The sequence below is a fragment of the Maritimimonas sp. 2210JD6-3 genome (genome assembly GCF_056591795.1).
On sequence record NZ_JBWQOJ010000031.1, the window covers coordinates 1 to 23,379 of the forward strand.

The 23,379-nt window shown below is 31.3% G+C and carries 27 protein-coding genes; 5 read left to right on the top strand and 22 right to left on the bottom strand.

The genetic code is table 11. The features are described from left to right. Positions 1-57 precede the first annotated feature (57 nt). The 7 genes from AC1EUY_RS12215 to AC1EUY_RS12245 all read right to left on the bottom strand — a co-directional run bounded on the left by AC1EUY_RS12215 (position 58) and on the right by AC1EUY_RS12245 (position 5,199). Complete coding sequence (locus tag AC1EUY_RS12215) at positions 58-774, bottom strand: DUF4097 family beta strand repeat-containing protein (protein ID WP_480195825.1); 717 nt, start codon at positions 772-774, stop codon at positions 58-60. A gap of 7 nt (positions 775-781) precedes the next feature. After that, positions 782-1,531 (bottom strand): DUF4097 family beta strand repeat-containing protein, encoded by a 750-nt coding sequence (locus AC1EUY_RS12220; protein ID WP_480195826.1) that lies wholly within the window; start codon positions 1,529-1,531, stop codon positions 782-784. An 18-nt stretch (positions 1,532-1,549) separates the two neighbouring features. Continuing rightward, complete coding sequence (locus AC1EUY_RS12225) at positions 1,550-2,332, bottom strand: HEAT repeat domain-containing protein (RefSeq protein ID WP_480195827.1); 783 nt, start codon at positions 2,330-2,332, stop codon at positions 1,550-1,552. An 11-nt stretch (positions 2,333-2,343) separates the two neighbouring features. Next, positions 2,344-2,880: an RNA polymerase sigma factor gene (locus tag AC1EUY_RS12230; protein WP_480195828.1), complete on the bottom strand. Its 537-nt coding sequence runs from the start codon at positions 2,878-2,880 to the stop codon at positions 2,344-2,346. A gap of 125 nt (positions 2,881-3,005) precedes the next feature. After that, positions 3,006-3,404, bottom strand: a complete 399-nt coding sequence (gene mscL / locus AC1EUY_RS12235) for a large conductance mechanosensitive channel protein MscL (RefSeq protein WP_480195829.1) — start codon at positions 3,402-3,404, stop codon at positions 3,006-3,008. 47 nt (positions 3,405-3,451) lie between these two features. Next, positions 3,452-4,561 (bottom strand): alanine racemase, encoded by a 1,110-nt coding sequence (alr, locus tag AC1EUY_RS12240; RefSeq protein WP_480195830.1) that lies wholly within the window; start codon positions 4,559-4,561, stop codon positions 3,452-3,454. Next, on the bottom strand, positions 4,561-5,199 hold the full coding sequence (locus AC1EUY_RS12245) for a thymidine kinase (protein WP_480195831.1): 639 nt from the start codon (positions 5,197-5,199) through the stop codon (positions 4,561-4,563). The genes alr and AC1EUY_RS12245 overlap by 1 nt, the downstream gene beginning before the upstream one ends. 100 nt (positions 5,200-5,299) lie before the next feature. On the opposite strand from AC1EUY_RS12245, the gene AC1EUY_RS12250 reads away from it, so the two are divergent. Further along, on the top strand, positions 5,300-6,016 hold the full coding sequence (locus AC1EUY_RS12250; RefSeq protein ID WP_480195832.1) for a hypothetical protein: 717 nt from the start codon (positions 5,300-5,302) through the stop codon (positions 6,014-6,016). A gap of 541 nt (positions 6,017-6,557) precedes the next feature. Here AC1EUY_RS12250 and AC1EUY_RS12255 read toward each other — a convergent pair. Then, positions 6,558-6,905 carry an arsenate reductase family protein gene (locus AC1EUY_RS12255; RefSeq protein WP_480195833.1) on the bottom strand — a complete coding sequence of 116 codons (348 nt, stop codon included), beginning with the start codon at positions 6,903-6,905 and terminating at the stop codon, positions 6,558-6,560. 41 nt (positions 6,906-6,946) lie between these two features. On the opposite strand from AC1EUY_RS12255, the gene AC1EUY_RS12260 reads away from it, so the two are divergent. Together AC1EUY_RS12260 and AC1EUY_RS12265 are read left to right on the top strand one after the other, a co-directional pair. Continuing rightward, positions 6,947-7,402 carry a DinB family protein gene (locus AC1EUY_RS12260; protein WP_480195834.1) on the top strand — a complete coding sequence of 152 codons (456 nt, stop codon included), beginning with the start codon at positions 6,947-6,949 and terminating at the stop codon, positions 7,400-7,402. Between the two features lie 19 nt (positions 7,403-7,421). After that, positions 7,422-8,570, top strand: coding sequence for a cystathionine gamma-synthase (locus AC1EUY_RS12265; protein ID WP_480195835.1), 1,149 nt, complete (start codon positions 7,422-7,424; stop codon positions 8,568-8,570). 17 nt (positions 8,571-8,587) lie between these two features. Here the strand turns inward: AC1EUY_RS12265 and AC1EUY_RS12270 are convergent, their stop codons facing one another. From AC1EUY_RS12270 to AC1EUY_RS12290, 5 genes are all read right to left on the bottom strand, one after another. Next, the gene (locus AC1EUY_RS12270; protein ID WP_480195836.1) at positions 8,588-9,382 is read right to left on the bottom strand and encodes a THC0290_0291 family protein; all 795 of its coding nucleotides are present in this window, start codon (positions 9,380-9,382) and stop codon (positions 8,588-8,590) included. Positions 9,383-9,491: 109 nt separating this feature from the next. Next, the gene (locus AC1EUY_RS12275; RefSeq protein ID WP_480195837.1) at positions 9,492-9,821 is read right to left on the bottom strand and encodes an MGMT family protein; all 330 of its coding nucleotides are present in this window, start codon (positions 9,819-9,821) and stop codon (positions 9,492-9,494) included. Then, positions 9,818-10,435 (bottom strand): LysE family transporter, encoded by a 618-nt coding sequence (locus AC1EUY_RS12280; protein WP_480195838.1) that lies wholly within the window; start codon positions 10,433-10,435, stop codon positions 9,818-9,820. The genes AC1EUY_RS12275 and AC1EUY_RS12280 overlap by 4 nt, the downstream gene beginning before the upstream one ends. Beyond that, positions 10,432-11,109 (bottom strand): tRNA (guanosine(46)-N7)-methyltransferase TrmB, encoded by a 678-nt coding sequence (gene trmB / locus AC1EUY_RS12285; protein ID WP_480195839.1) that lies wholly within the window; start codon positions 11,107-11,109, stop codon positions 10,432-10,434. The genes AC1EUY_RS12280 and trmB overlap by 4 nt, the downstream gene beginning before the upstream one ends. 27 nt (positions 11,110-11,136) lie before the next feature. Continuing rightward, positions 11,137-11,337 carry a DUF6341 family protein gene (locus AC1EUY_RS12290; protein WP_480195840.1) on the bottom strand — a complete coding sequence of 67 codons (201 nt, stop codon included), beginning with the start codon at positions 11,335-11,337 and terminating at the stop codon, positions 11,137-11,139. 41 nt (positions 11,338-11,378) lie between these two features. Here AC1EUY_RS12290 and AC1EUY_RS12295 point away from each other — a divergent pair, with 41 nt between their 5' ends. Then, complete coding sequence (locus tag AC1EUY_RS12295) at positions 11,379-12,302, top strand: DUF6427 family protein (RefSeq protein ID WP_480195841.1); 924 nt, start codon at positions 11,379-11,381, stop codon at positions 12,300-12,302. On the opposite strand, the gene upp is transcribed toward AC1EUY_RS12295, so the two are convergent. Then, on the bottom strand, positions 12,297-12,950 hold the full coding sequence (gene upp, locus AC1EUY_RS12300; protein ID WP_480195842.1) for a uracil phosphoribosyltransferase: 654 nt from the start codon (positions 12,948-12,950) through the stop codon (positions 12,297-12,299). The genes AC1EUY_RS12295 and upp overlap by 6 nt on opposite strands. 168 nt (positions 12,951-13,118) lie before the next feature. Here upp and lysM point away from each other — a divergent pair, with 168 nt between their 5' ends. Continuing rightward, positions 13,119-13,586, top strand: a complete 468-nt coding sequence (lysM, locus tag AC1EUY_RS12305) for a peptidoglycan-binding protein LysM (RefSeq protein WP_480195843.1) — start codon at positions 13,119-13,121, stop codon at positions 13,584-13,586. A 64-nt stretch (positions 13,587-13,650) separates the two neighbouring features. On the opposite strand, the gene AC1EUY_RS12310 is transcribed toward lysM, so the two are convergent. The 8 genes from AC1EUY_RS12310 to AC1EUY_RS12345 form a co-directional block, all read right to left on the bottom strand. Next, positions 13,651-14,367, bottom strand: a complete 717-nt coding sequence (locus tag AC1EUY_RS12310) for a glycosyltransferase (protein WP_480195844.1) — start codon at positions 14,365-14,367, stop codon at positions 13,651-13,653. A gap of 32 nt (positions 14,368-14,399) precedes the next feature. Next, positions 14,400-15,479: a chorismate mutase gene (locus AC1EUY_RS12315; protein ID WP_480195845.1), complete on the bottom strand. Its 1,080-nt coding sequence runs from the start codon at positions 15,477-15,479 to the stop codon at positions 14,400-14,402. 82 nt (positions 15,480-15,561) lie between these two features. Then, the gene (locus AC1EUY_RS12320) at positions 15,562-16,416 is read right to left on the bottom strand and encodes a prephenate dehydrogenase (RefSeq protein ID WP_480195846.1); all 855 of its coding nucleotides are present in this window, start codon (positions 16,414-16,416) and stop codon (positions 15,562-15,564) included. Further along, positions 16,417-17,571 carry a pyridoxal phosphate-dependent aminotransferase gene (locus AC1EUY_RS12325; protein WP_480195847.1) on the bottom strand — a complete coding sequence of 385 codons (1,155 nt, stop codon included), beginning with the start codon at positions 17,569-17,571 and terminating at the stop codon, positions 16,417-16,419. After that, entirely contained in the window at positions 17,561-18,409 is an 849-nt protein-coding gene (locus AC1EUY_RS12330; protein WP_480195848.1) for a prephenate dehydratase, read from the bottom strand. The genes AC1EUY_RS12325 and AC1EUY_RS12330 overlap by 11 nt, the downstream gene beginning before the upstream one ends. A gap of 239 nt (positions 18,410-18,648) precedes the next feature. Then, a complete protein-coding gene (locus AC1EUY_RS12335) occupies positions 18,649-19,494 on the bottom strand; it encodes a prephenate dehydratase (RefSeq protein WP_480195849.1) in 846 nt (281 codons plus the stop codon). A gap of 123 nt (positions 19,495-19,617) precedes the next feature. Then, a complete protein-coding gene (locus AC1EUY_RS12340) occupies positions 19,618-21,867 on the bottom strand; it encodes an inorganic phosphate transporter (protein ID WP_480195850.1) in 2,250 nt (749 codons plus the stop codon). Between the two features lie 77 nt (positions 21,868-21,944). Then, positions 21,945-23,147 carry a porin gene (locus AC1EUY_RS12345; protein WP_480195851.1) on the bottom strand — a complete coding sequence of 401 codons (1,203 nt, stop codon included), beginning with the start codon at positions 23,145-23,147 and terminating at the stop codon, positions 21,945-21,947. Positions 23,148-23,379 lie beyond the last annotated feature (232 nt).

The following is a 23,379-nucleotide window of genomic DNA, read 5'->3' on the forward strand; positions in this document are numbered from 1 at the left end:
AGAGTATAATAAATAAAACCCGAGATGCTCTCGGGTTTCACTTGCCTATATGAATATTTAAAGTCGTAGGTACATATTACCGTTAATCGTATTTAATCGTATTCGATTTTTACCGGTAGCTGTCTTTCCAAATATTTTCTGACCCACATGATGATCTTTAGAAGTAAACTTTAATTTCTCATCGGCATATATATCGCCATGAATAGTCTCTGCAATTAGATCTGCATTGATCATTTTAAGATCTATTTCTCCATTAATTGTTTTCAGGTCTAAATTACCAGTATATGTTGCAATATCGATGTTTCCATTAATTAAATCTGCGGTGAAATTTCCTTCAATGATATCAGATTTAAGACTTCCGTTGATACTACTTACTTTAAATTTAGCATTTTTTGGAACATAAAGAACGTATGTAAATTTGTATTCTGGATCTTCATTGCTATAATAATAGCCTCTTTTTTTACCAGGGTTATTTTTTCTATAATCTTGCCATGACTTTTTTAAGATAGGTTCTGCATTAGATTCAATGCTTATCGATGATGAATTTTTATTTATATCTAATTCATATAGATCTAAATAATTTCCATTTCTTGTATAAATATCTGCTTTAAAATAAATAGTAGATTTATCCCAGGTTTTTACTTCTATTTCTGAGGCAAATTTTACCTCTAACTCGATGTACTCATTGTTATATTCAATATTCTTTTCTATAATCTTTTGCGCTTGTAAAAAACTTACGAAAAGAATGAATAGTAGTGAAAGTATATTTTTCATGATACAATTATTTTTTTCTTAAGTAAATGTTGCCATTAGTGGTTTTAAGCTGAATGTTTACACCTCCACCGTTGATTGATCCTTTAACTCTTTTAGAAGTAATAGCTCGTAAACCATTTTTACTAGGCAATTTGAGATCGAAATCTGTATATACGTCGCCGTTTATAGTTCCAAAAGAAACATCTGCCGGCGTTTTTTCAGGAAGGCTAATGTCTAATGCCCCATTGGTAGAAAAGATAGTAATAGGTGAGCTTTGAGCAACTTTATTAAAAGTGACTTCAATAGTTCCGTTTAATGTATTTGCGGTTAATGGGCCACTTATATTTTCGAGTTTAATACTGCCATTTAATCTTGCAGTGGCTTCTATTTCTCCTAAAAACCCATCAATTTCTATATCACCATGCCAATTCGTTACAACTGAAATATTTTGTGATGCAGGGAGGAAAATCTCAGAATTATGAGATTTTCTAAGGTTTTTTACAATTAGACTATTACCTTCTTTTACAACATAAAATCCGACATCGGTATTCGCAGTTTCGCCTTCACCAACTAATTTTAATCCTTTCGCTCTTTTAGGAACTTCAGAATTACTGTCTGATTTTATTAAAAGTTTATTATCATTGTGTGTACTTACAGTCACATCTGCTTTCGACTCTATTTTCACCCATTGTATGCCATCTAATGAATGAATATATTCTTGTGCATTTACTGTTAAGGCTAAAATTAAGGCCAAATAAAAGATTCTTATTTTTTGCATAACTATTCGTTTTTTGATTTAAATGATATTTGTTAATACTGTTTTTATCTCATCTTTCACAAAAGATTGAGTTTCTTCTTCTTCAAGTAATTTTTGCATAGGTTGTATTGCTTTTTTCTCTTGAATTTTCACCAATGATTTGATAATACTAATTTGTATTGCAGGATCTTTCTCTGTTTCTAACGCTTTTATAAAGCCATCTTTTACTGCTTCTGATGCAATGAATGCCTCTAATGCATTAACAGCTGTGAGTCGAACATTGGTGTTTTCATCAAGCAACATTCTTTTAACTAGTGCTTCAACAATTTCAGGATCAGGATTAGAAAATTTATCGATATATTGAACACCTTGAATGCGTTTACTGGCAGATTCATTCTCCATAAGAGCGAGCATCGTTGCTTGTTTATTATGTAAACTTTCATTCTTTAACTCACTAATCTCAGTAGCTTGCTGATTTGTTTTCTGAAATTTCCCAAAGAAAAAGGCACTAATAAGTAAAGCAATACCAGCTGCATATTTTAAAAATAATTTATAATTAAATCTTTGTTCTAGATTAATAACTTTAGTTTCTGAGAGTTCTTTTTCTTCAGCTAAAGCCTTTTCAAATTTTAACCGTAATTTTTTGGAAGGTTCCTCTTGAGCTTGATTTGAAACTACATCCAAAAATTTTTGAACCTCATCGAGTTCTTTTTTACAAGAGACACAGCTACTTAAGTGTTTAGAAATAGCAGTGCTATCATTTTCAGTTAGACTATTTTCGATATAATCTACCAACTTATTTTGAATCTCTTTGCATTCCATTTTATATCGTTTTATTGTGTAATTGTTTTAAAATAAATGTCTTTTAACTTCTTTAATGCTCTATGTGCTTTTACTTTCACCGCATTTTCATTACTACCAACAATTTCAGCTATTTGCTGATAATTAATCTCTTGAAAACGATGCATGACTATTAATTCTCTATCAGCGTTATTAAGTTGTAAAAGCGCTGTTTGTAAATGATCTAAATCCTCATCATTATTTTCTGTTACAAAATCATTTGAAACCAATTTATCGTCATCAACTATATTTGATTGTTCCTTCTTTTGATTTTGATAATAAGACGAAAATATATTTCGTGCTACGGTATAAATCCAAGAAGTAAAGTTTCCATTTTTATAAGAAGTTCGATACTTCATTATTTTTACAAAAACATCTTGAGTCAAATCTTCACTCACCATTTTATTTCGAACCATTTTATTAAAGAAATTATAGATTCGAATGTGGTATCTTTCAAAGAGAACTGTAAGCTTATCCAGATCGCCTAAAGCAACTTGCTTCATTATTTCTTCATCGGTTAATTGATTCAATTTGTATGATGATTTTGAGTTGGTTCTATACTAAATACCACAGATTATGTAAAAGGTTACATTTAAAAATAAAAAAGCCTGAATAAAATTTTATTCAGGCTTTTCATTACTTATTCAAAAAGATTTTACTTTTTAAGTAGATCTCTAATTTCTGTTAAAAGATCTTCTTGAGATGGTCCTGCAGGAGCTTCTTCTTCAGGTTTTCTCGTTTTGTTATACGCTTTTACAATTATAAACATTACAAAACCTACGGTAATTAAACTAATAATGGTATTTAACCAGCTCCCCCACTTAATAACATTAGCTGGCTTATAACCAGCTTCACCTTCAATACCTGTAGCTGGAGATAACTCTATAAAGCGATCAGCAAAATTCACTCCACCCGTAAATTCACCGATTATTGGCATAACGATATCAGACACAAAACCATTAATTACTGCACCAATAGCACCAGCCATGATAACCGCAACCGCAAAATCGATTACGTTACCAGTCATAATAAAATCTTTAAATTCTTTTAACATGATTTTCTTTTATTTGGTTAATAATGTGCGCAATATAGAAAAAATAGTTACTGTATCACAATTCTTTTTACCCTTTGAGAAATGGCAGTAATTAATTCGTAGGAGATCGTATTACTATTTCTGGCAAGCTCATTTATTGTAGTTTGATTATCAAATATAATTACCTCATCACCCTCATTACATGTTATTTCTGAAATATTAACCATAATCATATCCATGCACACATTACCAACAATTGGTGCTTTTTTTCCATTAATTTGAACAAAGCCTTTTTCATTACTAAGACTTCTATAAATGCCATCAGCGTGACCAATGGGTATGGTTGCCGTTTTCATAAATTCTGAAGCTTTAAAAGCTCTATTATAACCTACAGATTCTCCTTTTTCAATATGATGTATTTGCGAAATCACCGATTTTAAGCTAAACACATTTTGTAATTGAGAGGTTAATTCTTTTTCATTAGCAAAACCATATAAGCCAATGCCCGAACGTACCATATCAAATTGAGCTTCTTCGGCATAATTGAAAATACCTGAAGTATTTAATTGATGTGACATTGATTTATAACCTATTTTTTCTTCAAATTCTGAAGTAATTTTTTTGAAGGTATCAATTTGATTATTAGTAAATGTTTTTTCATTTAAGTCCTCACTAGCTGCAAGGTGTGAAAAAATAGATTTTACTCGAACACAATTAGTATCTTTTAACTTATTAAGAATATAATCTACATCATTTTCCCAAAATCCAAGGCGATTTAATCCAGTATTAAATTTAATATGTATTGGATATTCCTTTTGTGCTTCTACCTTGGTAAACTCTAAAAAACTAGTGAAAACTCTAGCATTATATAAACTGGGTTCTAAACATCGCTCAATAATTTTTTTGAAGTTTACAGGTTGCGGATGTAAAACTAAAATAGGCGTTCTAATTCCAGCATCTCTAAGTTCAACCCCTTCATTTGTATAGGCAACAGCAAAATAATCTACCCCTAATTTCTCTAAGTGTTGTGCTATAATGGTGCTATCACCACCATAACTATTGGCTTTAACTACTGCTAAGAATTTTGTGGTTGGCTTAAGTTTAGATTTTAAATACTGATAATTATGCTCAAGCGCACCAAGATTAATTTCTAAAATAGTTTCTTGAGCTTGAGACATTAGCTTTTTTCTTTTGGAGAAACTTCTTCAACATCTTTAACTTCTAGCTGCTGAACTTTTTCTTGAAGCATAATCTTATAGTATGCAGCTCTACTTAAGGGTTCATACTCTTCAGTTTCACCTAAAAAGACAACATTGTCATTCTTTACTTTTCGATGGCTATAATGAGCTAAATTACCAGTTCTTGTACAAACCGCATGAACCTTTGTAACGTACTCTGCTGTAGCCATTAAAGCAGGCATGGGTCCAAAAGGATTTCCTTTAAAATCCATATCCAATCCAGCAACAATAACGCGAATACCTCTATTGGCGAGATCATTACAAACAGAGACTATCTCATCATCAAAAAACTGAGCTTCATCAATACCGACTACCTGAACGTCATTTGCTAAAATTCGAATATTTGCTGCTGCGGGTACTGGTGTAGAGCGTATTTCATTAGAATCGTGAGAAATAACTTTCTCTTCATCATAACGAATATCTACTGCGGGCTTAAAAATCTCTACTTTTTGTTTAGCGAATTGGGCACGTTTTAAACGTCGTATTAACTCTTCGGTTTTACCCGAGAACATTGAGCCGCAAATTACCTCGATCCATCCAAATTGTTCTACATGATTTACGGTATTTTCAAGAAACATTTTGTAATTTTCGGCGTTGAAATAGTTAAGAGATATGTTTTTTCATCAGAAACAAATGTATTAAAAATAGTAGTCCTTTTTTAAATAAAAAGTTCATTTTATGCACAAAAAACTAGAAGCTGAATTAATAAGTTTAGCACATCGTATTTTACAAATGAAGAATAAAGATGAAGCCATTGCTTTACGAGATAAAGCACGTGAAGTGTATGAAAAATTAGCTGTTCTTACTTTTGTAGATGAATATTTAGAAACGACACCAAACGTTACAATTACTAAAGAAGAAATCTTAAAAAAGATTAACTTAGTTACAAATACAAAATCAGCTGAGGTAAGTGAAGTGGTTAAACCAGTGAAGGTTGAAAAACCTCTTAAAAAAGAGGAGGAAGAGCCTAAAGAAATGAATAAAGATGAAACTATTTTTGAGCCGAAGTTTGACTCTGTTAAAATTGATATTCAGAGCCTAAAATCGAATCAGATAAGTTCTAAGGAAGAGTTTAGAGATGCAATTTCTGCAGATAAAACCGCATCATTATTTGATGAAACAGAAGATGGTGAAAGCTCAAAAAAAACCTTAAATGATAAGCTTTTAAATAAAGTAATTACTGTTGGATTAAATGACAGGATCGCTTTTGTCAATAATTTATTTAATTATAATCAAAATGAGTTTAACAGGGTTTTATCACAACTTAATACGTTTAAAACAGAAAAGGAAGCTAGAGATTTTATTAACGAAACAGTAAAGCCTGATTATGACTGGTCAGGTAAAGAACCATACGAAGAACGCCTTTTTGCTTTAATAGAAAGAAAATTTGCTTAAAAACGGTAAATAATTTATGCGAAATAGGTGGATTAAAAATCTTCAAATCATATTTCTTTTTTGTTTTACCACTGTATTTTTTAGTTGCAAATCAGTTTATGTAACTAAGCCATTTTTAAAAAAATAAAATTCCACCAAAACCTGATTATGCTTTAGAGAGCAGCTGGGCGGTGTTACCCTTAAAGTATCCAGAAAACCTACAACAATTCTTACTTGATGATATTAATGATTTAGAAGCTGGTGTTTTTATGTATATCTTACATTAATCACAGATAAAAAGGATATTCGTTGGAAATGATCAGAAAAACACCACTTTAGACTAACATAAAGGGTTTTTATTCAGTAATGATAAAGTTTATGAAAAAGCATTAGAAATTGAAATTATAGATGGCTTGGTGTGGTCAACCAATCCTAAGTTTTCTAAGCGATTTTTTATGTCGTTTTTAAGAAATTATCATGCAGGAGATATTAATCTTTTCTGGAAAGATATTAGAGAAAATGCTGAGCTGAGAACACAAGAATGGTTAAAAGAACATGCAAATTAATGCAATGCTTTTTTAAGATTTTCTATAGTATTTTTCGAATTACCAATAAAAATTTCACCATCGATTACGGCTACCGGACGCTTTAAAAAAGTGTAATGTTCTAAAATATACTGTTTGTAATCTTCTTCAGATAAAAGTTGATCTTTTAGTCCCATTTCTTTGTATAATTTGGCTCGTTTATTAAACAAAGCTTCATAACTTTCCGATAAAGCATAAAGAGCTTCTAATTGAGCTACGGTAATAGCATCAGATTTTATTTCTTGTAGTGTAACGCCGTTAAGAGGGAGCTGATTAAGAATGCGTTTACAAGTGTCACATGTTTTTAGATGATATATTTTTTTCATTAGATGTTTAATTTGATACTTTTACACAAAAGTAACTTTTAATGGAAAAAGAATTAGAAATTCTTAAACAGAATCGAAAAAACATTCTAAAAATCATAGAGGGGTTATCATTAGTTCAAATGAATACGATTCCTAAAGGATTTAAAAATAATATTGTTTGGAATATTGCTCATTTAACAGTGATACAGCAGTTATTGTGTTATGATTTATCTAATTTACCGACAAAGGTAACCGGTGAAATGATTCATGATTTTAAAAAAGGTACAAAACCTACTAGAGAAATTAGTACAAAAGAGTTTGATATAATAAAAGAACAATTTGTATCACTGATAGCTATTTTTGAAGAAGATTTGAATCGCAATATTTTTAAAGAATATAAAACATATACAACAAGTGCCAATGTAACCTTGAATTCAATTGAAGATGCAATATCATTCAATAATTTTCATGAAGGAATTCATTTAGGAACTATATTTGCGCTCAAAAAATTGGTTTAATCCCAAGATTATAAATAAAATGAAATTCAATACAAAAGCAATACACGGAGGGCAGCAACATGAACCAACTACAGGAGCAGTGATGCCGCCTATCTTTCAAACTTCAACGTTTGCTCAGAGTAGCCCAGGGGTACATAAAGGGTATGAGTATGCAAGAGCGGCGAACCCCACAAGAACAGCTTTAGAAAATGCTTTTGCATCAATCGAAAACGGAAGTCATGGTTTTGCAATGGCATCAGGTTTGGCTGCCATAGATTGTGTATTGAAATTATTAAATCCTGGTGATGAAGTTGTCACAGGAGATGACCTTTATGGAGGGTCTTACAGAATGTTTACTCGGTTATTTAGCAAGTATGGATTGAAATTTCATTTTGTGAATATGGAAGAAGTTGCAAACGTTACCAATGCTATTAATGATAAAACCAAGTTAATATGGATTGAAACGCCTACCAATCCATTGATGAAAATTGCTGATATAAAAGAAATAGTTAAAGCAACTAAATCTTATAACGAAAATATTTTAGTGGCAGTAGATAACACATTTGCGACTCCTTATTTGCAAAGGCCTTTAGATTTTGGTGCTGATATTATTATGCATTCTGCTACAAAGTATTTAGGAGGGCATTCAGATTTGGTAATGGGGGCTCTAATGGTAAACAACCAAGCATTAGCAGAACAATTACATTTTATTCAGTTCGCTGGTGGTGCTGTCGCTGGACCGATGGATAGCTTTTTAGCACTTAGAGGAATTAAAACGCTACATTTACGCATGCAGCGGCATAGTGAAAACGGTATGGCCGTAGCAAAATATTTAGTCGATCATCCTAAAGTTGGCGATGTTTTTTATCCAGGGTTACAAAGTGATAAAAATCATGAAATTGCTAAAAAACAAATGGATGATTTTGGCGGAATGGTTTCGTTTAGATTAAAAGACACTAGTAAAGCAGCAGCATTTAAGTTTTTAGAAAGTTTAAAGGTATTTACACTAGCTGAATCTTTAGGTGGTGTAGAAAGCTTAGCAAATCATCCTGCAGTGATGACACATGCATCTATCCCAGCCGAAGAACGAGAAAAATTAGGGATTACAGATTCTCTAATACGTTTAAGTGTAGGAATCGAAGATATTTCCGATTTAATCGAAGATATTAATCAAGCTTTAGAAGCATAAATAAAATTTACTCTTTTTTAGTTACCAGATAAGTTAAATACCGCACCTATACTAAAGAATACTAAGGTGTCATTGAATTTACTACCAGAAAGGTCTTTAGGAGCATCTAATCCTTCAATTCTATCTGTAAAAAAATACTGCCATCTTAAATCAGCCACTAGATCGAATTTGTCAAGTTTGTAACGTGTACCAGCACTGGCAGTAAATGAAAATGAAGTATCTTTTTCAAGAAATACAGCATTTTGTTGCCAAGGTGTGGGTAAAATTGAAGGATCATTTACAAAATCACCACTACCGAAACTTGTAGTCATTTCTGGACTAAATGAATTATACTGTACACCAGCACTTACATAAGGTGAAAAACGATCACCGCTATTAAATAAAAGTCCGTAATCTTCTAAATTTTTAAAATAATATTCAAGCTGAACACCAACATTAAAAATTTTAGTACTTCCTTTCATTGCTCTTAGTTTTGCAGCAAACTCTGTATTAGGTTCAATATATTGACCTTTGTGCTCAAGGTTATTATCAAATACATAAGAAATTTCAGTTCTTAATTTAAAGTGATCAGAAAAATAACTTGCACCATTTCTCCAGTTATAATTATTACCATAAAAACTTAAATAGTGAACAAAACCCACACCAAAAGTGGTTGGTGTGCTACTAGGTAAATGATTTCGCTCACCGTAATCAGTTTGCATAGCTACAGGACCAGCAATGACACCTATTTCGTGACTCCAGTCAAACTGGGCAAAAGATTTAGTAAAGCAAAAAACAAAAATTAGTGCAATGAGCTTATGGTAAGTTTTCATGTATATTCCCTTTTGTGGCGCAATTTATGAAAAAAATGCAAGCATTTAATAGTTAGTCAATTATTTAAAGATTAAAAATAAAACATTTTTTATAATTAATGAATATTTTTCAGAGATTCTCATGCGGATCCCAAAAGATAACTTCAAAATCAACTATTTTATTGTCCTGTATCTTAATTCCTTCATTTTCTAATAGCTGTTGCATTAGATTTGTTCCTTGAAAATGATGCTTACCCGTTAACAATCCTTTTCTATTGACTACTCTATGTGCTGGAACATCTTCGTGTTTACCCGAAGAATTCATTGCCCAGCCAACCATTCTTGCAGAACGCGCAGCACCTAAATACTTAGCAATAGCACCATATGAAGTTACTCTTCCATAGGGAATCTCGCGAGCGACATTATAAACCTTATCAAAAAAATTAGCTGATTCACTCATACTATCTTTATTAATGTTACTAAAGCGATTACACCTGTTAATATACTCAATATATAATTTAGGTTTTTTGTTAATACTATAGCTTTTTTACTAATGCGAATAGCTGAATTTGCATAAACATATAGTAAAGAAAAAGTACCAATACTAGATCCTAGAACAAACAATAAAATGTTTGTTTTATCAAATTTAAGTAAGCCAGACATATTTAAAGAACTACCAACCCCACAATAAAAAGGTATAGCAAACATATTTAAAGACGATAATATTAACCCAAGTGAAAAATTATTTTTAGATACTTTGTTATGCGTAGCTGTTTTCTTTTTTTCAGATTTTGCCTCTCTATAAAAATAAATTGATAGTCCTGTAAATATAAGAATACTAAACAATGAGATATACCATTCGAAATTAGCATTATTGTGAATATACCTCGCGAAAAATATTGCTAAATAAGCTTGAACGAATACTATAATAGATACCCCTAAAGCAAACTTTAATGCTTCTTTTTTTTCTTGCTGAATACTTATTTTTGCAGTAGTCATATTAAGCATACTAGGAGGTATTGTACCAATAAAAGAAGTTAGAAATCCTAAAACAAAATGAACTAAAAAATTCATAATTTATAGCTTGTTTTGAATTTGACGTACGTAATAGCTTTTTCTTGCTCTAAAAATTGCTTTTCGTAAAATGTTTGTACCAATTTAGCTTCTTTTGGAGAGTGAGGGCTGCTATAAATATCATGATGAGCATATAGTATATCATGGTTACCTTCTTGTAAAATACCTAAAGTATATCCATGTAAAAATTCACTATCTGTTTTTAAGTGTACCAACCCATTTTCGTTAAGAATAGCTTGGTATTTTTTCAAAAAATCAGGATTTGTCAGCCGATGCTTCATTCGTTTGAACTTGATTTGTGGATCAGGAAAGGTGATCCATATTTCATTGACTTCATTTTTCGCAAAGCAAAAGTCAATAAGTTCAATTTGAGTTCTCAAAAAACACACATTGGTGAGATTTTCTTCTAGTGCTGTTTTTGCACCTCTCCAAAAACGAGCTCCTTTAATATCAATACCTATGTAGTTTATAGTTGGATTATTTCTTGCTAATGCTACGGTATATTCACCTTTGCCACACCCAAGTTCTAAAACGATGGGGTTCTTATTATCAAATCTATAATTCCATTTTCCTTTTAAAGAGAAACCATTTAAAACTTCTTCGCGAGTTGGTTGAATTACATTAGCAAAAGTTTCATTTTCGCGAAAACGCTTTAACTTATTTTTGCTACCCAAAATGTAATGTTTGAAGAATTATAAAAGCTATGAATGATCGCCAATGCGATTATATCTTGACATCTGGCCTAACCAGTAGAACATGGCAATAAAGCCTATTAAGATAAGAAAGGTGTTTACTATGTTTGAAGCCCACCAACCATCTGTAAAACGGAATGCGTCGTAAATACCAAACCCATAATCAGTAAAGAAAGTACCTATAGCTCTAAAAATATTGTTCGCAATCATATCTTATTTATATTTACAGAGCAAAAGTATAAAATAAAGCAATGATTGCCAATTTTTTCAGAAAATCTCGACCAATAAATACTCTACTGATTGTTGGCTTACTTTTTTTCGTTTATACTATAGCGACATTTATAAATTCTCAAAGTGAACTAAGCTTACTTTTTTTTTCAAAATGGGCTTTTTACTTTTTGTCATTATTAGTTATTCTATTTGGACTCAATTTTATTGTTACTAAGAATAATCTAACAAAAGACAACTCGTATGCCCTGTTATTATTCGTTATGTTACTAGGTATTTTTTCGTTTTCTATTTTAGAATTTAGATTAGTACTGATTAATTTATTTTTATTTTTTGCCTATCGTCGTATTTACAGCTTAAGAACAGCCAAAAACGTATCAGAAAAATTATTTGATAGCTCTTTTTGGATAGGTATTGCTACATTGATTTATCCATGGAGTTCAGTATTATTGTTGTTAGTTTTTATAGCGTTGTTTTTATTTGATAAATCAACATGGAAAAATGTATTGATACCCATTGTTGGTTTTATATGCCCCATATTTATTTATGCGGTTTATCTTATTGCTATGAATGAATTTGTTCTGTTTGAAACAATTTTAAATTTTGAAAATAATTTTTCTTATACTGCTTATAACTCTTTTAAAATCTTAATTCCGTTATCTTTTGTTTGTGGTTTTATAATATGGTCTATTTTCCCGACAACACTTAAAATCAATGCTGTGAATAACGAATTTAGAAGTTCATGGTTTTTATTGATTAATCATTTTTTTCTGCTAATTCTAGTCATTTTACCTTGGCCAAATAAAAACGGTTCTGAATTTATGTTCTTATTTTTTCCGGTATCAATAATTTTTACTAATTACTTACAAATAGTAGAAGAAAGGTGGTTTAAAGAAGTTTTTTTATATTGTTTTTTGGCTTTAACAGGGGTAGTGTTTCTATTATAATTTTTCACCAAAAGATAAGTCTCCAGCATCGCCTAATCCAGGAATAATATATCCTTTAGCATTGAGTTCATTATCTACAGAAGCGATCCATAAATGCGTATTTTTAGGGAAATGATTGTTGATAAATTCAATTCCTTCTTTTGCTCCAATTACAGAAACTAAGTGTAGCTGTTTTGGATCACCATGTTTTTTTATTGCTTTATGTACAGCAACTAAAGATTTTCCTGTCGCCAACATAGGATCAGCAAGAATCACTGTTTTATTTTTAATAGAAGGAGCCGCAAAGTATTCAACAACAATATCAAATTCATCTTTGTTGTTTTTATGCTTTCTGTATGCTGATATAAACGCATTTTCAGCAGCATCAAAATAATTCAAAAGACCTTGATGTAATGGTAAGCCCGCACGTAAAATTGAGCACAAAACTATATCTGCCTGAGGAAGCTCAATTTTCCGATCATCGAATGGAGTTACAACATTTTTTTTAGTAAATAATAATGATTTACTGAGTTCATAGGCTAAAATCTCACCAATACGTTCAATATTTCTTCGAAATCGCATGGTGTCTTTTTGAATATGTACATCTCTTATTTCAGCTAAAAAAGAGTTTAATATAGAATTATTATTTTCAAAATTATGTACAATCATGTGTTAAATATTTAATAACAATATAGTTAAAAATTGGCATAACTATTGATATTGTCGAGATGAATCTTATCAAATACATTCATTAAAGATTCGAATAAATTTGTGAAATTTATTGTATATTCACAACATTGAAAATTATTTATTAATCATTAAAACAAAAATTAAATCATGGGATTATTTTCATTTATTAAAAATGCTGGAGCTAAAATATTTGGCATTGGAAAAACTACTGAAGAGGAAGCAGCTGAAGCCGCAGCAGAAAAGGCTGTTAAGCTAACAAATGCCGTTGAAGCTTTGGGGTTGAATGTTGAAGGGTTAAACATTAATGTTGATGATGATACTGCTACTATTTATGGTGAAGCAGAGAATCAAGCAACTCGCGAAAAAGTTATATTAGTTGTAGGAAATACAGAAGGTATTGCAAGCGTAGATGATCAAATGACGACCGCTGTTCAAGAACCAGAGGCACAATTTCACACTGTTGTAAGTGGAGATTCATTAAGTAAAATTGCTAAGAAATTTTATGGTGATCCGATGAAGTATCCTGTAATTTTTGAAGCAAATAAACCAATGTTATCGCATCCAGACAAAATTTACCCAGGACAAGTATTACGTATTCCAACTTTAGAAGGATAGTAGTATTTCGTTTTCTCGGAAAGAAAAAACCTTAGCTTGAAAGAGCTAAGGTTTTTTTTAGTTTCTATTTCCAATAATCTGCTACCCAAGGAGCAGGAGCTACATAACGGTACCATTTACCTCTACCACCTTTAATGGCTTTATGTGGATTAATTTCTCCATGAAAGATAATAACTTTCGCATTTTCTGGAATACTGGGTTTTACCCAAAAAGCAAATGGAATTCGAGAAACACAGTCGTATTTATAGCTTGGGCACCATGCCTTAGGCCAAAAACTCAAATTTCCGTGATCTTTAATAGCCTGTACTAGATATTCTTGCTCATTGCGATGCTGTTTTCTTATGGTATCAAAATTTTTCAAAAAATAATCAAACACATAAGGATGTTTACCAATTTCAAATCGATAAACCGACGAGTTCCCCGTTGGTTTTAAATAATCTTTAATAATTAAGAACTCTCCTTCAATTTCAAAAAAAGGATCTAAACTATCTACGATAACCACATCTAAGTCTAAAAATAGGGCAGTACCTTCCAATCCATACAAATCACCTTTAAGTGTGGTTAGTTTTTTCCACATTCTTTCAGGTAAATTACCCGGTACATTAATTTCTGGTATCGGGTAGCATACTACTTCATCTATAATCCCCTTTTCATCATCTGTAAAGCAAACCATTTGAAAATCATAGGTTAAATTACGCTTAACCATTGAATAAAGGCGGTTTACATATTCAGCCCCATACAAAGAACCCCATTTCATGCAGAAGATATATTTCTGAGCCATTCAGTTTAAAATTTCTGCAAAGGTAGTAATAACTAGTTATTTACTATTTTTTCTTGATGTTGAATAGACTCTTGGTGGATCGCCTTAAAAACTTTTTCAATAAAATCATCACTTAAATTATGCGTACCACCAAGATCTATCATCTTTTGAATGATCTCTTGCCATCTAGTGCGCTGTAAAATAGCTACGTTACTTTGTTTTTTTACTTTACCAATATTTTCTACTACCTCCATACGCTCGGCGAGTAATTCTATAAGTTGTTGATCTAAGAGATTGATTTCACTACGTAAATCCGTAAGTTTTTTAAGAGAGTCTTTTTCTTCAACACGATCTTTTCTAACACGAAGATCCTCTGTGATTTCATTAAGTCTTTCGGGTGTAATTTGCTGTTTTGCATCACTCCAAGCATTATCTGGGTCATAATGAGTCTCAATCATTAAGCCTTCAAATTTCAGATCTAATGCTTTTTGACATACATTAAAAATACCATCTCTTTCACCACAAATATGTGAGGGATCACAAATAATAGGTAACGTGGGATACTTGTTTTTAAGATCAATAGGTATTTGCCATTGCGGATTGTTTCTATACTTAGTCTTTTTAAATGATGAAAATCCTCTGTGAATGGCACCTAAGTTCTTAATTCTGGCGGTGTGTAATCTTTCGATTGCTCCCATCCATAATGCCAAATCAGGATTTACAGGATTTTTCACAAGAACTATTTTATCGGTTCCTTGTAAGGCATCGGCTATTTCTTGCACAGCAAAAGGATTTACTGTTGTACGAGCACCAATCCAAATGATATCAATATCAAATTCAAGTGCTAGTTTGGCGTGTTGAGCATTAGCGACTTCTGTTGTTATCAACATACCTGTTTCTTCTCTTACTTTAGCTAACCATGGTAAGGCTTTTGCACCATTTCCTTCGAAATTTCCGGGACGTGTTCTAGGCTTCCATATTCCAGCTCTAAAAACAGTAGCATCTGTCTTTTTTAACTGATGCCCTATTTTTAACATTTGTTCTTCTGTCTCTGCACTACATGGGCCAGCAATCACTAATGGGTGAGCAAGCTCCATTTTTTTTATCCATGTTGAGAAATTTGTAGATTCCATAAAGTTTAATTAGTGTTAAAAAATACTAAGTAGTATTTTATTTATTTTAATATATTGTTTGTCAGATTTTTAATTTTTTTGTTTATATAATGATACCATCAAGTATTTTTTTGATTCTATTTGTATTCAGCATCACATTATAAACTTCATCACGCTTTTCGTGTTGAATTAGTTGTCTAAAAGACTGCAAATTCTTAATGTATTCATCTAATGATTTTACGATACTTTCTTTGTTTTGTAAAAATATGGGTGTCCAAGTTTGTGGGTTACTTTTTGCTAACCTTACAGTAGATTGAAAACCACTGCCAGCCATATTGAAAATATTTTTCTCATCTTTTTCAATTTCTAACACTGTTTTCCCTAACATAAATGAACTTATGTGTGATAAATGCGAAACATAAGCAATATGCTCATCATGTTGTTTTGCATTGTCTATAAATGTAGTTTTCATATTTAATTTTTTGAACAACGACACGACGTTCTCAACTTTATTTTTATCACTTAAATGCTGCTCGCATATAATGTTTATTTTTCCTTTAAAAAGATCATAAATTGCGGCGTTTGGCCCTGAAAATTCTGTACCTGCAATTGGATGTACAGCTACAAAGTTTTTTCGTTTAGGGTGTTTTTTTACTGCTTTACATACTTCATTTTTAGTAGAACCTACATCAAAAACAAGTGTTTCAGGCTGAATTAAATCTAAAACGCTCACTGTTAATTCGGGGATTTTATCTACAGGAACAGCGATAATTACGATATCGACATCTTTTACAATTTCAAGAGAAGCCTTTTCGAATATAATACCTAATTCATGTGCTTTTTGTAAATGACTAGGGTTATTATCTATACCATAAATTGTTGCCCAGGTATTCTTCTTAAGCTCTAGCGCCAACGAACCACCAATAAGACCTAAACCAATAATTGCTACTTTCTTCATTTATTTTTCGTTTAAAAGTCGCGTTAAAATTTCTTTTAATTTTTCTTCACTTACACATAAAGAGAGTCGTATATAGCCTTCCCCATTTGATCCGAAAACAGTACCTGGAGCCATAAAAACATTATAGTTGTACAATAACTCATCGGCAAAGACTTCAGAAGTTATTTCTGATGGAATTTTAGCCCAAACAAATAATCCTGAAACATTTTTATCATAAGTACAATTAAGTGCATCAAAAATTTTCCAAGCAATCATTCTACGTCTTTCGTAGATTTCATTTATGTGTTTAAACCATGAATCATTTAACTTTAATGCTTCAATGGCACCCTGCTGAATTCCGTAAAACATACCAGAATCCATATTACTTTTTACCTGTAGAATAGCTTTAATATGTTCTTGTGAACCTAGAACCATACCGACACGCCATCCAGCCATATTAAAAGACTTACTTAAGGAATTGAGTTCTAAAGCAGTTTCTTTAGACCCTTGTATTGATAAAATACTTATAGGACGCTGATTTAATATAAAACTATAAGGATTATCATTAATTAATAAGATATTATGTGCTTTAGCGAAAGCAACTATTTGATTAAGCTCTTCTCTTGAAGCGCTAGCTCCAGTAGGCATATGCGGATAGTTAATCCACATCAATTTCACTTTACTGAGGTCTTGATTAGCTAAAGCTTTTAAATCTGGTAACCAATTATTTTGATTTGACAAATCGTAATATATTGGATTTGCTTCAACCAAATTTGTAACCGAAGTATATGTAGGATAGCCCGGATTTGGAATTAACACTTCATCACCTTTGTTTAAGAAAGCCATAGCGATATGCAAAATACCTTCTTTAGATCCCATTAAGGGTAAAATTTCTTTAGTTGGATCAATAGATACTTGATAATGCTTACTGTAGAATTTAGCAATCTCTTCTCTTAATTCTGGTAATCCTTGATAACTTTGGTATCCATGAATATCGAAGTTTTTTAGCGAATTTTCGAGCGCTTCAATCGCTTGGTTAGGTGCTTGTAAATCGGGGCTCCCAATACCAGCATTAATAATAGGCTTACCTTTAGCTATAAGCTCTCGTACTTCTTTTAGCTTTTTAGAGAAGTAATATTCTTTTACATTAAGTAACCGATTTGCTTTAGAGATCATATGTACGTTTGCTTTGTTGGTATTCTCCGAGAATTTTCAGATTATTTACTTTTTCCTCAATTTGTGATAACGAATTTTTATATACATTATAATTATCGAATATAACATCAACAAAAAAGGCATACTGCCAAGGTTCATCAATAATTGGCATTGACTGTATCTTAGTAAGGTTTATCTTATTATTTGAAAAAATATTTAAAATTTCTGCTAAACTACCTGTTTTGTGATTTGTAATTAATTTTAAAGAAGCCTTATTGATTTTTTCGTTTATCGGTATTGAACCATTACTCTTTTTTAAGATGAAAAATCGTGTGTAATTATGTTTTCTAGTTTGAATCTCATCAGCGATGATATTTAAGTCATAAATAGCAGCAGCTTCTTTGCTGGCAATGGCAGCAATTGCTTTTTGCTGCTTTTTTTGAATTTGCTGTGCAACTTCAGCAGTGTCTGATGCTTCAACAAGTTTAATATGCGGATACGCTCTAAAAAACTTTCTACATTGTAAAATTGCCATTGGGTGTGACCATACTTCTTTTATATCATTTAAAGTTTGATTTTTTAAAGCCATTAAATGATGGTGAATAGGTAAATATACCTCTCCTTTAATAGTTAGATTATATTCATCAATCAAAGCATAATTTGGTAGTATAGCACCTGCTAATGAATTTTCAATAGCCATGACCCCATAATCAACTTTCTCTCTATTTAGCAAATCAGGAATTTCTGGAAATGATAAGCATTCCTCAAGTATCATGTCAGTATGAAAATAGTTTTTTGCTACTTCATGATGAAAAGAACCTTTAATACCTTGTATTGCTATACTATTTTGCCTATTCATTTTTATCAATAAAAAAGCCTCGAAATTTCGAGGCTTTTAAGTTTAATGCTATACTATTTTAATTAATTAACACCAACAAAGCCTCGCTCCATTTTATAAAAATAAAAGAAGTTAAAATAAGAAAGCCAAGTGTTAATTGTAATCATTGTCTTTATTAGAAGAAACAAATCTAATTTTTAATTTTTAAAAAACAAATTTTTATCGAATAGTAATGATAAAAAAGTTACGATATCGTTTTCTTAATTAATGATTTCTTCTAGAATAGGATTGTTTTCTTTGTATTCACCAAGAATTTTTAATTCTTCAACTTTATTTTCTAGAGATAATAATGCTTCGCAATATTTGTGGTAGTTATGAAACATTAAATCTAGAAAAAAGGAATAAGACCAAGGGCGATTTGCAATAGGAAAAGATTGAATTTTACTTAATTGAAGACCATGATCTTTACAAACGTTTAAAATTTCAGATAGACTATCAAGTTTCATTTGAGCCATAAACTTTAAAGAAGCCTTGTTATTTAAATAGTCATCTTCTTTGTGTTCTCGTTCTTTAGTTAGTATGAAGAAACGAGTGATGTTATTTTCATCATTATGAATGTTATTTTTAAGGATGCCTAAATTATATATTTCGGCAGCTTTTATACTAGCGATAGCGGCAATACCTTTTAGATTATTATCTTTTATAAGCTTTGCAGCAGAGGCAGTATCTTTTTCTTCTACTATTTTTATTTGAGGATAGTTTCTTAAAAAACGTTCGCAATTTTGAATTGCTATGGGGTGTGACCAGACTTCTTTTATATCTTCTAAACTTTGACCTTTTAGAGCCATTAGATTATGTTTCATTGGTAAATAGTATTCACCAGCGATGTTGAGGTTAAATTTGTCTATGAGACCGTAATTAGAAAGAATATCTCCAATATTTGAGTTTTCAATTGCCATTACAGCGGCATCAACAGCATTTGCTTTTAAAAGTTTAGGAATTTCTGAGAAACTAGAACACTCATTTATAGAAATATTATTTCCGAAATATTTTGTAGCAACAAGATGATGAAAGGAACCTTGAATTCCTTGAATAGCGACGTTCATTAATAGATTTGGTTGTATAAAAAGTAATAATGTTTAGCGAGTTATATAACGTAAAAATAATATAAATATTATAAAACAAGAGATGCCAATTGGCATCTCTTGTTTTATAATAAATTAGATTTTTTATCTGTTGAAATTAGGATTTTCTTGAGAATAAACTTCTAATAAACTCATTGAAGATTTTATTAAATCTTTGGTTTCTAATAAAATACTAAAATACAAAGTTGCATTTTTAGGACTCGATTCGGTAGTTCTTGTACGTTCAACTTGCTTTTGAATGTAAGATCTAACATCGTCAAGTAACAACTGTTTCTCTTCTAATATAGGAGATAACTGGTCAAATGCTTTCGCATCGAATACACCTCTTATTTTGCTAAATAAACCATTCAACTTTAAATCAATCTCTTTTAATTCTTTTGCCTGATTTACTTTTAAAGCCTTATGATTATTGTTAATGTGTTTGTGACTTGCCTTTGCTATAAAACTAGAAGATTGTGCCATATCTTGTAAATCTCCAATAACATCAATATATAATTTACTTGCTCCAACATAAGAGTCATCTAAATTTTTAATAAAATAGAAAATATTGTTTTGAATATCATCTATTTCTGTTTCTAACTTTACAACGGTTCCTTTTGCTTTTTTAAGAGCAGCAAGGTCTTGATTAATTAATCCGTTGATAGTAGATTCATTAATTTTACTTACCCTTTTTAGTACTTTTGAAATATTAGATGCACTTTCTTCAATCACGCCTTGAATAGAATTACTTTCAGCAGCATTCAAACTATCTTCAGCTTTTTGCTCCTTCGACTTTGTTTTGTGACGAATATAATTGCGTGCTAATAACAGCACCGCAAGAAATAAAAGAATAGCAATAGCCGTAGGTCCTCCTAGATTTATTAATAGCGCCATCGTCCCAGCTGCAACAAAAGCGATTATTGCAGTACCAAACCAGCCTCCTATTACATTTAATACTCCCGCAACCCGATACACAGCACTTTCACTACCCCAAGCTCTGTCTGCTAGCGATGTACCCATAGCAACCATAAAGGTCACATATGTTGTAGATAATGGTAATTTCATAGAAGTAGCAATTGAAATTAACACTCCGGCTACCATTAAATTAACTGAAGCTCTAACTTGGTCAAAAGCAGGTAATTCGTGTGTTTTACCTTTCGGTAAAGCAACAATTGGTTTTTCAAATTGTCTGTTAATTTTATTTAAAACCGAATCTGGGATAACAGTAGCTGTATATTTTGAGATAAGCATTGTAAATCTTACAACTGCTCTTGATAGTGCATTAGGTTGAAATTTTTCTGCACCTTCTCCTTGTCTTGCTAAATTAATTTCTGTATCAGCAACGGTTCTTGCTTTTTTAGATAACCATAAAGTTAGTACCATAATACCTCCTGCTATAAATAACAAAATTGGCTCAGTAGGAACTTTTTTAGAAAGAACTTCCATTGAAAAAGCAGAAGCTTCAACACCCGATGCTGTCCAGGCCTCATAAGAATGCCATGCCGCCATTGGAACTCCAATAAAATTTACTAAATCATTCCCAGCAAAAGCCAACGCTAATCCAAAAGTTCCAATCGCTATAATAGGAACAAAGATGTTTTTCTTTAATACACCCATATATAACTGAGAAAGAAGTGTCCATATAACAAAGCTTACCACAATAATCATGATTTCATTTCCTTCTAACAATCCTTTTACTTCGCTGTAATATGGAGTACCTTTTAAACCTTTCATAAATATGAAATAGGTAATTGCAGTTAATGCTCCACCTCCAAATAAAGCTCCTAAATATTTTATTTTCTTATCATAATGAAATGAGAAGATTAATCTTGAAATATACTGAACTAAAGCACCGACAGAGAAAGCAATAACAACAGATAATAGAATACCTGATATAATTTGCATTGCTTTTTCAGTATTGATATATGTTGTTAAATCTGTAAATGATTGGGTGTCTGATGCTCCAATTTTTATCAATGCCATAGCAACTGCTGCACCTAATAATTCAAATACGATTGAAACCGTTGTTGAAGTGGGCATCCCTAATGTATTAAAGAAATCGAGTAGTAATATGTCGGTTATCATTACCGCCATAAATATGATCATGATCTCGTTAAACATAAATTCTCCAGGCACAAAAATACCCTTACGAGCGACTTCCATCATACCACTAGAAAAAACGGCACCAAAGAAAATACCAAGGCTGGCAACAATCATAATCGTTCTAAAAGGAATCGCTTTTGAACCAATTGCTGAATTTAAAAAGTTTACTGCATCGTTACTTACGCCTACAACCAAATCTGCAGCCGCTAGTACAACAAGCGCAATAATCATTATTAAGTAAATATTTTCCATATTCTAAATTTTGTTTTGCAAAATTGTTAATTATAAATAAGCTATATATTATCTAATTGTTATGTTTTTACTGTACTCTAAAAATGAATATCAAATTGTAATCTATACATTAAGTCATCATTACCACCATTTACAGATAAATAACTAATGTCTGACTGTACTTTAAGTTTATGACCAACAATATATTTAGAAACACCAAATGTATATTGACTTTCAGGATTTTTATCTGTGATATTTTGATCTAAGTCTATGTTGGTATATCTACCAGAAATTTCCCAATCATTATTCAATAAATAACCAGCTTGTAAGTTTAAACCATCACCAACTTGAACTTCATCTCCTGTTAAGGTTCCATCAGAGTTTTTTGCAAACGGATCGTCAGCATCTCTATTAGCATATTCGGCCATAAAAGAGAAACCCTTGTATTTAAACATGGCGTCTATAAAAATTGTTTTAATATCAGTTTCATAAAAACCAATATCATTAACCATATAAGAGCCTTGGTTGCTTCTATTTTTAACCGCGTTTTTGTTAATGTCATAAGTAGCAGCTAACATTAATTTTGGATTTTCCTCTCTCTTCAAATCACTACCACTATAGTCTCCTTTGCTCTTAAATTTTCCAAAAGGCAATAATTCTAATCTAGCAGTGTATTGGTGACCTCCAAGATTTCCTTCAGTAATGTTTCTACCTTCACCCTGAGAAATCGCAAGCTTTTCTCTTACTAAAAAGCTATTAGAAAGATTGAAATGATGTCTAAGTTGAATACCTAAATCACGATCAATATTAAATCGACTATTTAATAAAGAACGATCTACTTGTTGTAGATTTCCAGAAGAAATTACACGTTCAATATTACCAGGAAGTTTTGTTTGACCAGCCCAAAGTTCAAAATTTTCATAGAAATTCCACATTACAACCGCGTCTAAAATATATCTAGGAGTATTACGATTAAATTTAGAAGCTCCAGAAATATCTCTATTAGATAAACCTAATTCTAATTTATATTTAAGTTTAGGAGTAAAGGCAAAGCCATCAAATTTTAGTCGAGCTCTTCTTATTAAGAAATTTTGTTCTGGGTTTATGTATGAACCGTCTTGATTCTCCCAATTAGCAATAGCTAAAAACTGCATACGTGCTGCAATTTTCATAGTAAACGAACTGTCTTTTCCTACAAGATTAAAAAGACCTTTACCAAATTTTGGAGCATTTGTTTGTTGAGCATTTATAGAAAAAATTGCTAAAAAGAAAATAGCAATTATACTTAACTTAAGTTTCATTATATTAGTTTTTGTCGCTGCAAAGAACTAATTCTAATGTTAACTAAATGTTTCCTGCAAGTTATTTTTTGATGATTTTTTAGCAAAAAAAGGGCTACTTGGCCAAAGTAGCCCCAGATATTTCAAAAATTAGTTGACAAAAACTAATTGATTTTTGAAACTATTAAATCCATATAGACCTAGACAAAAATATTTTATTTATTGCATTTCATTGTAAACTAAACATTATCTT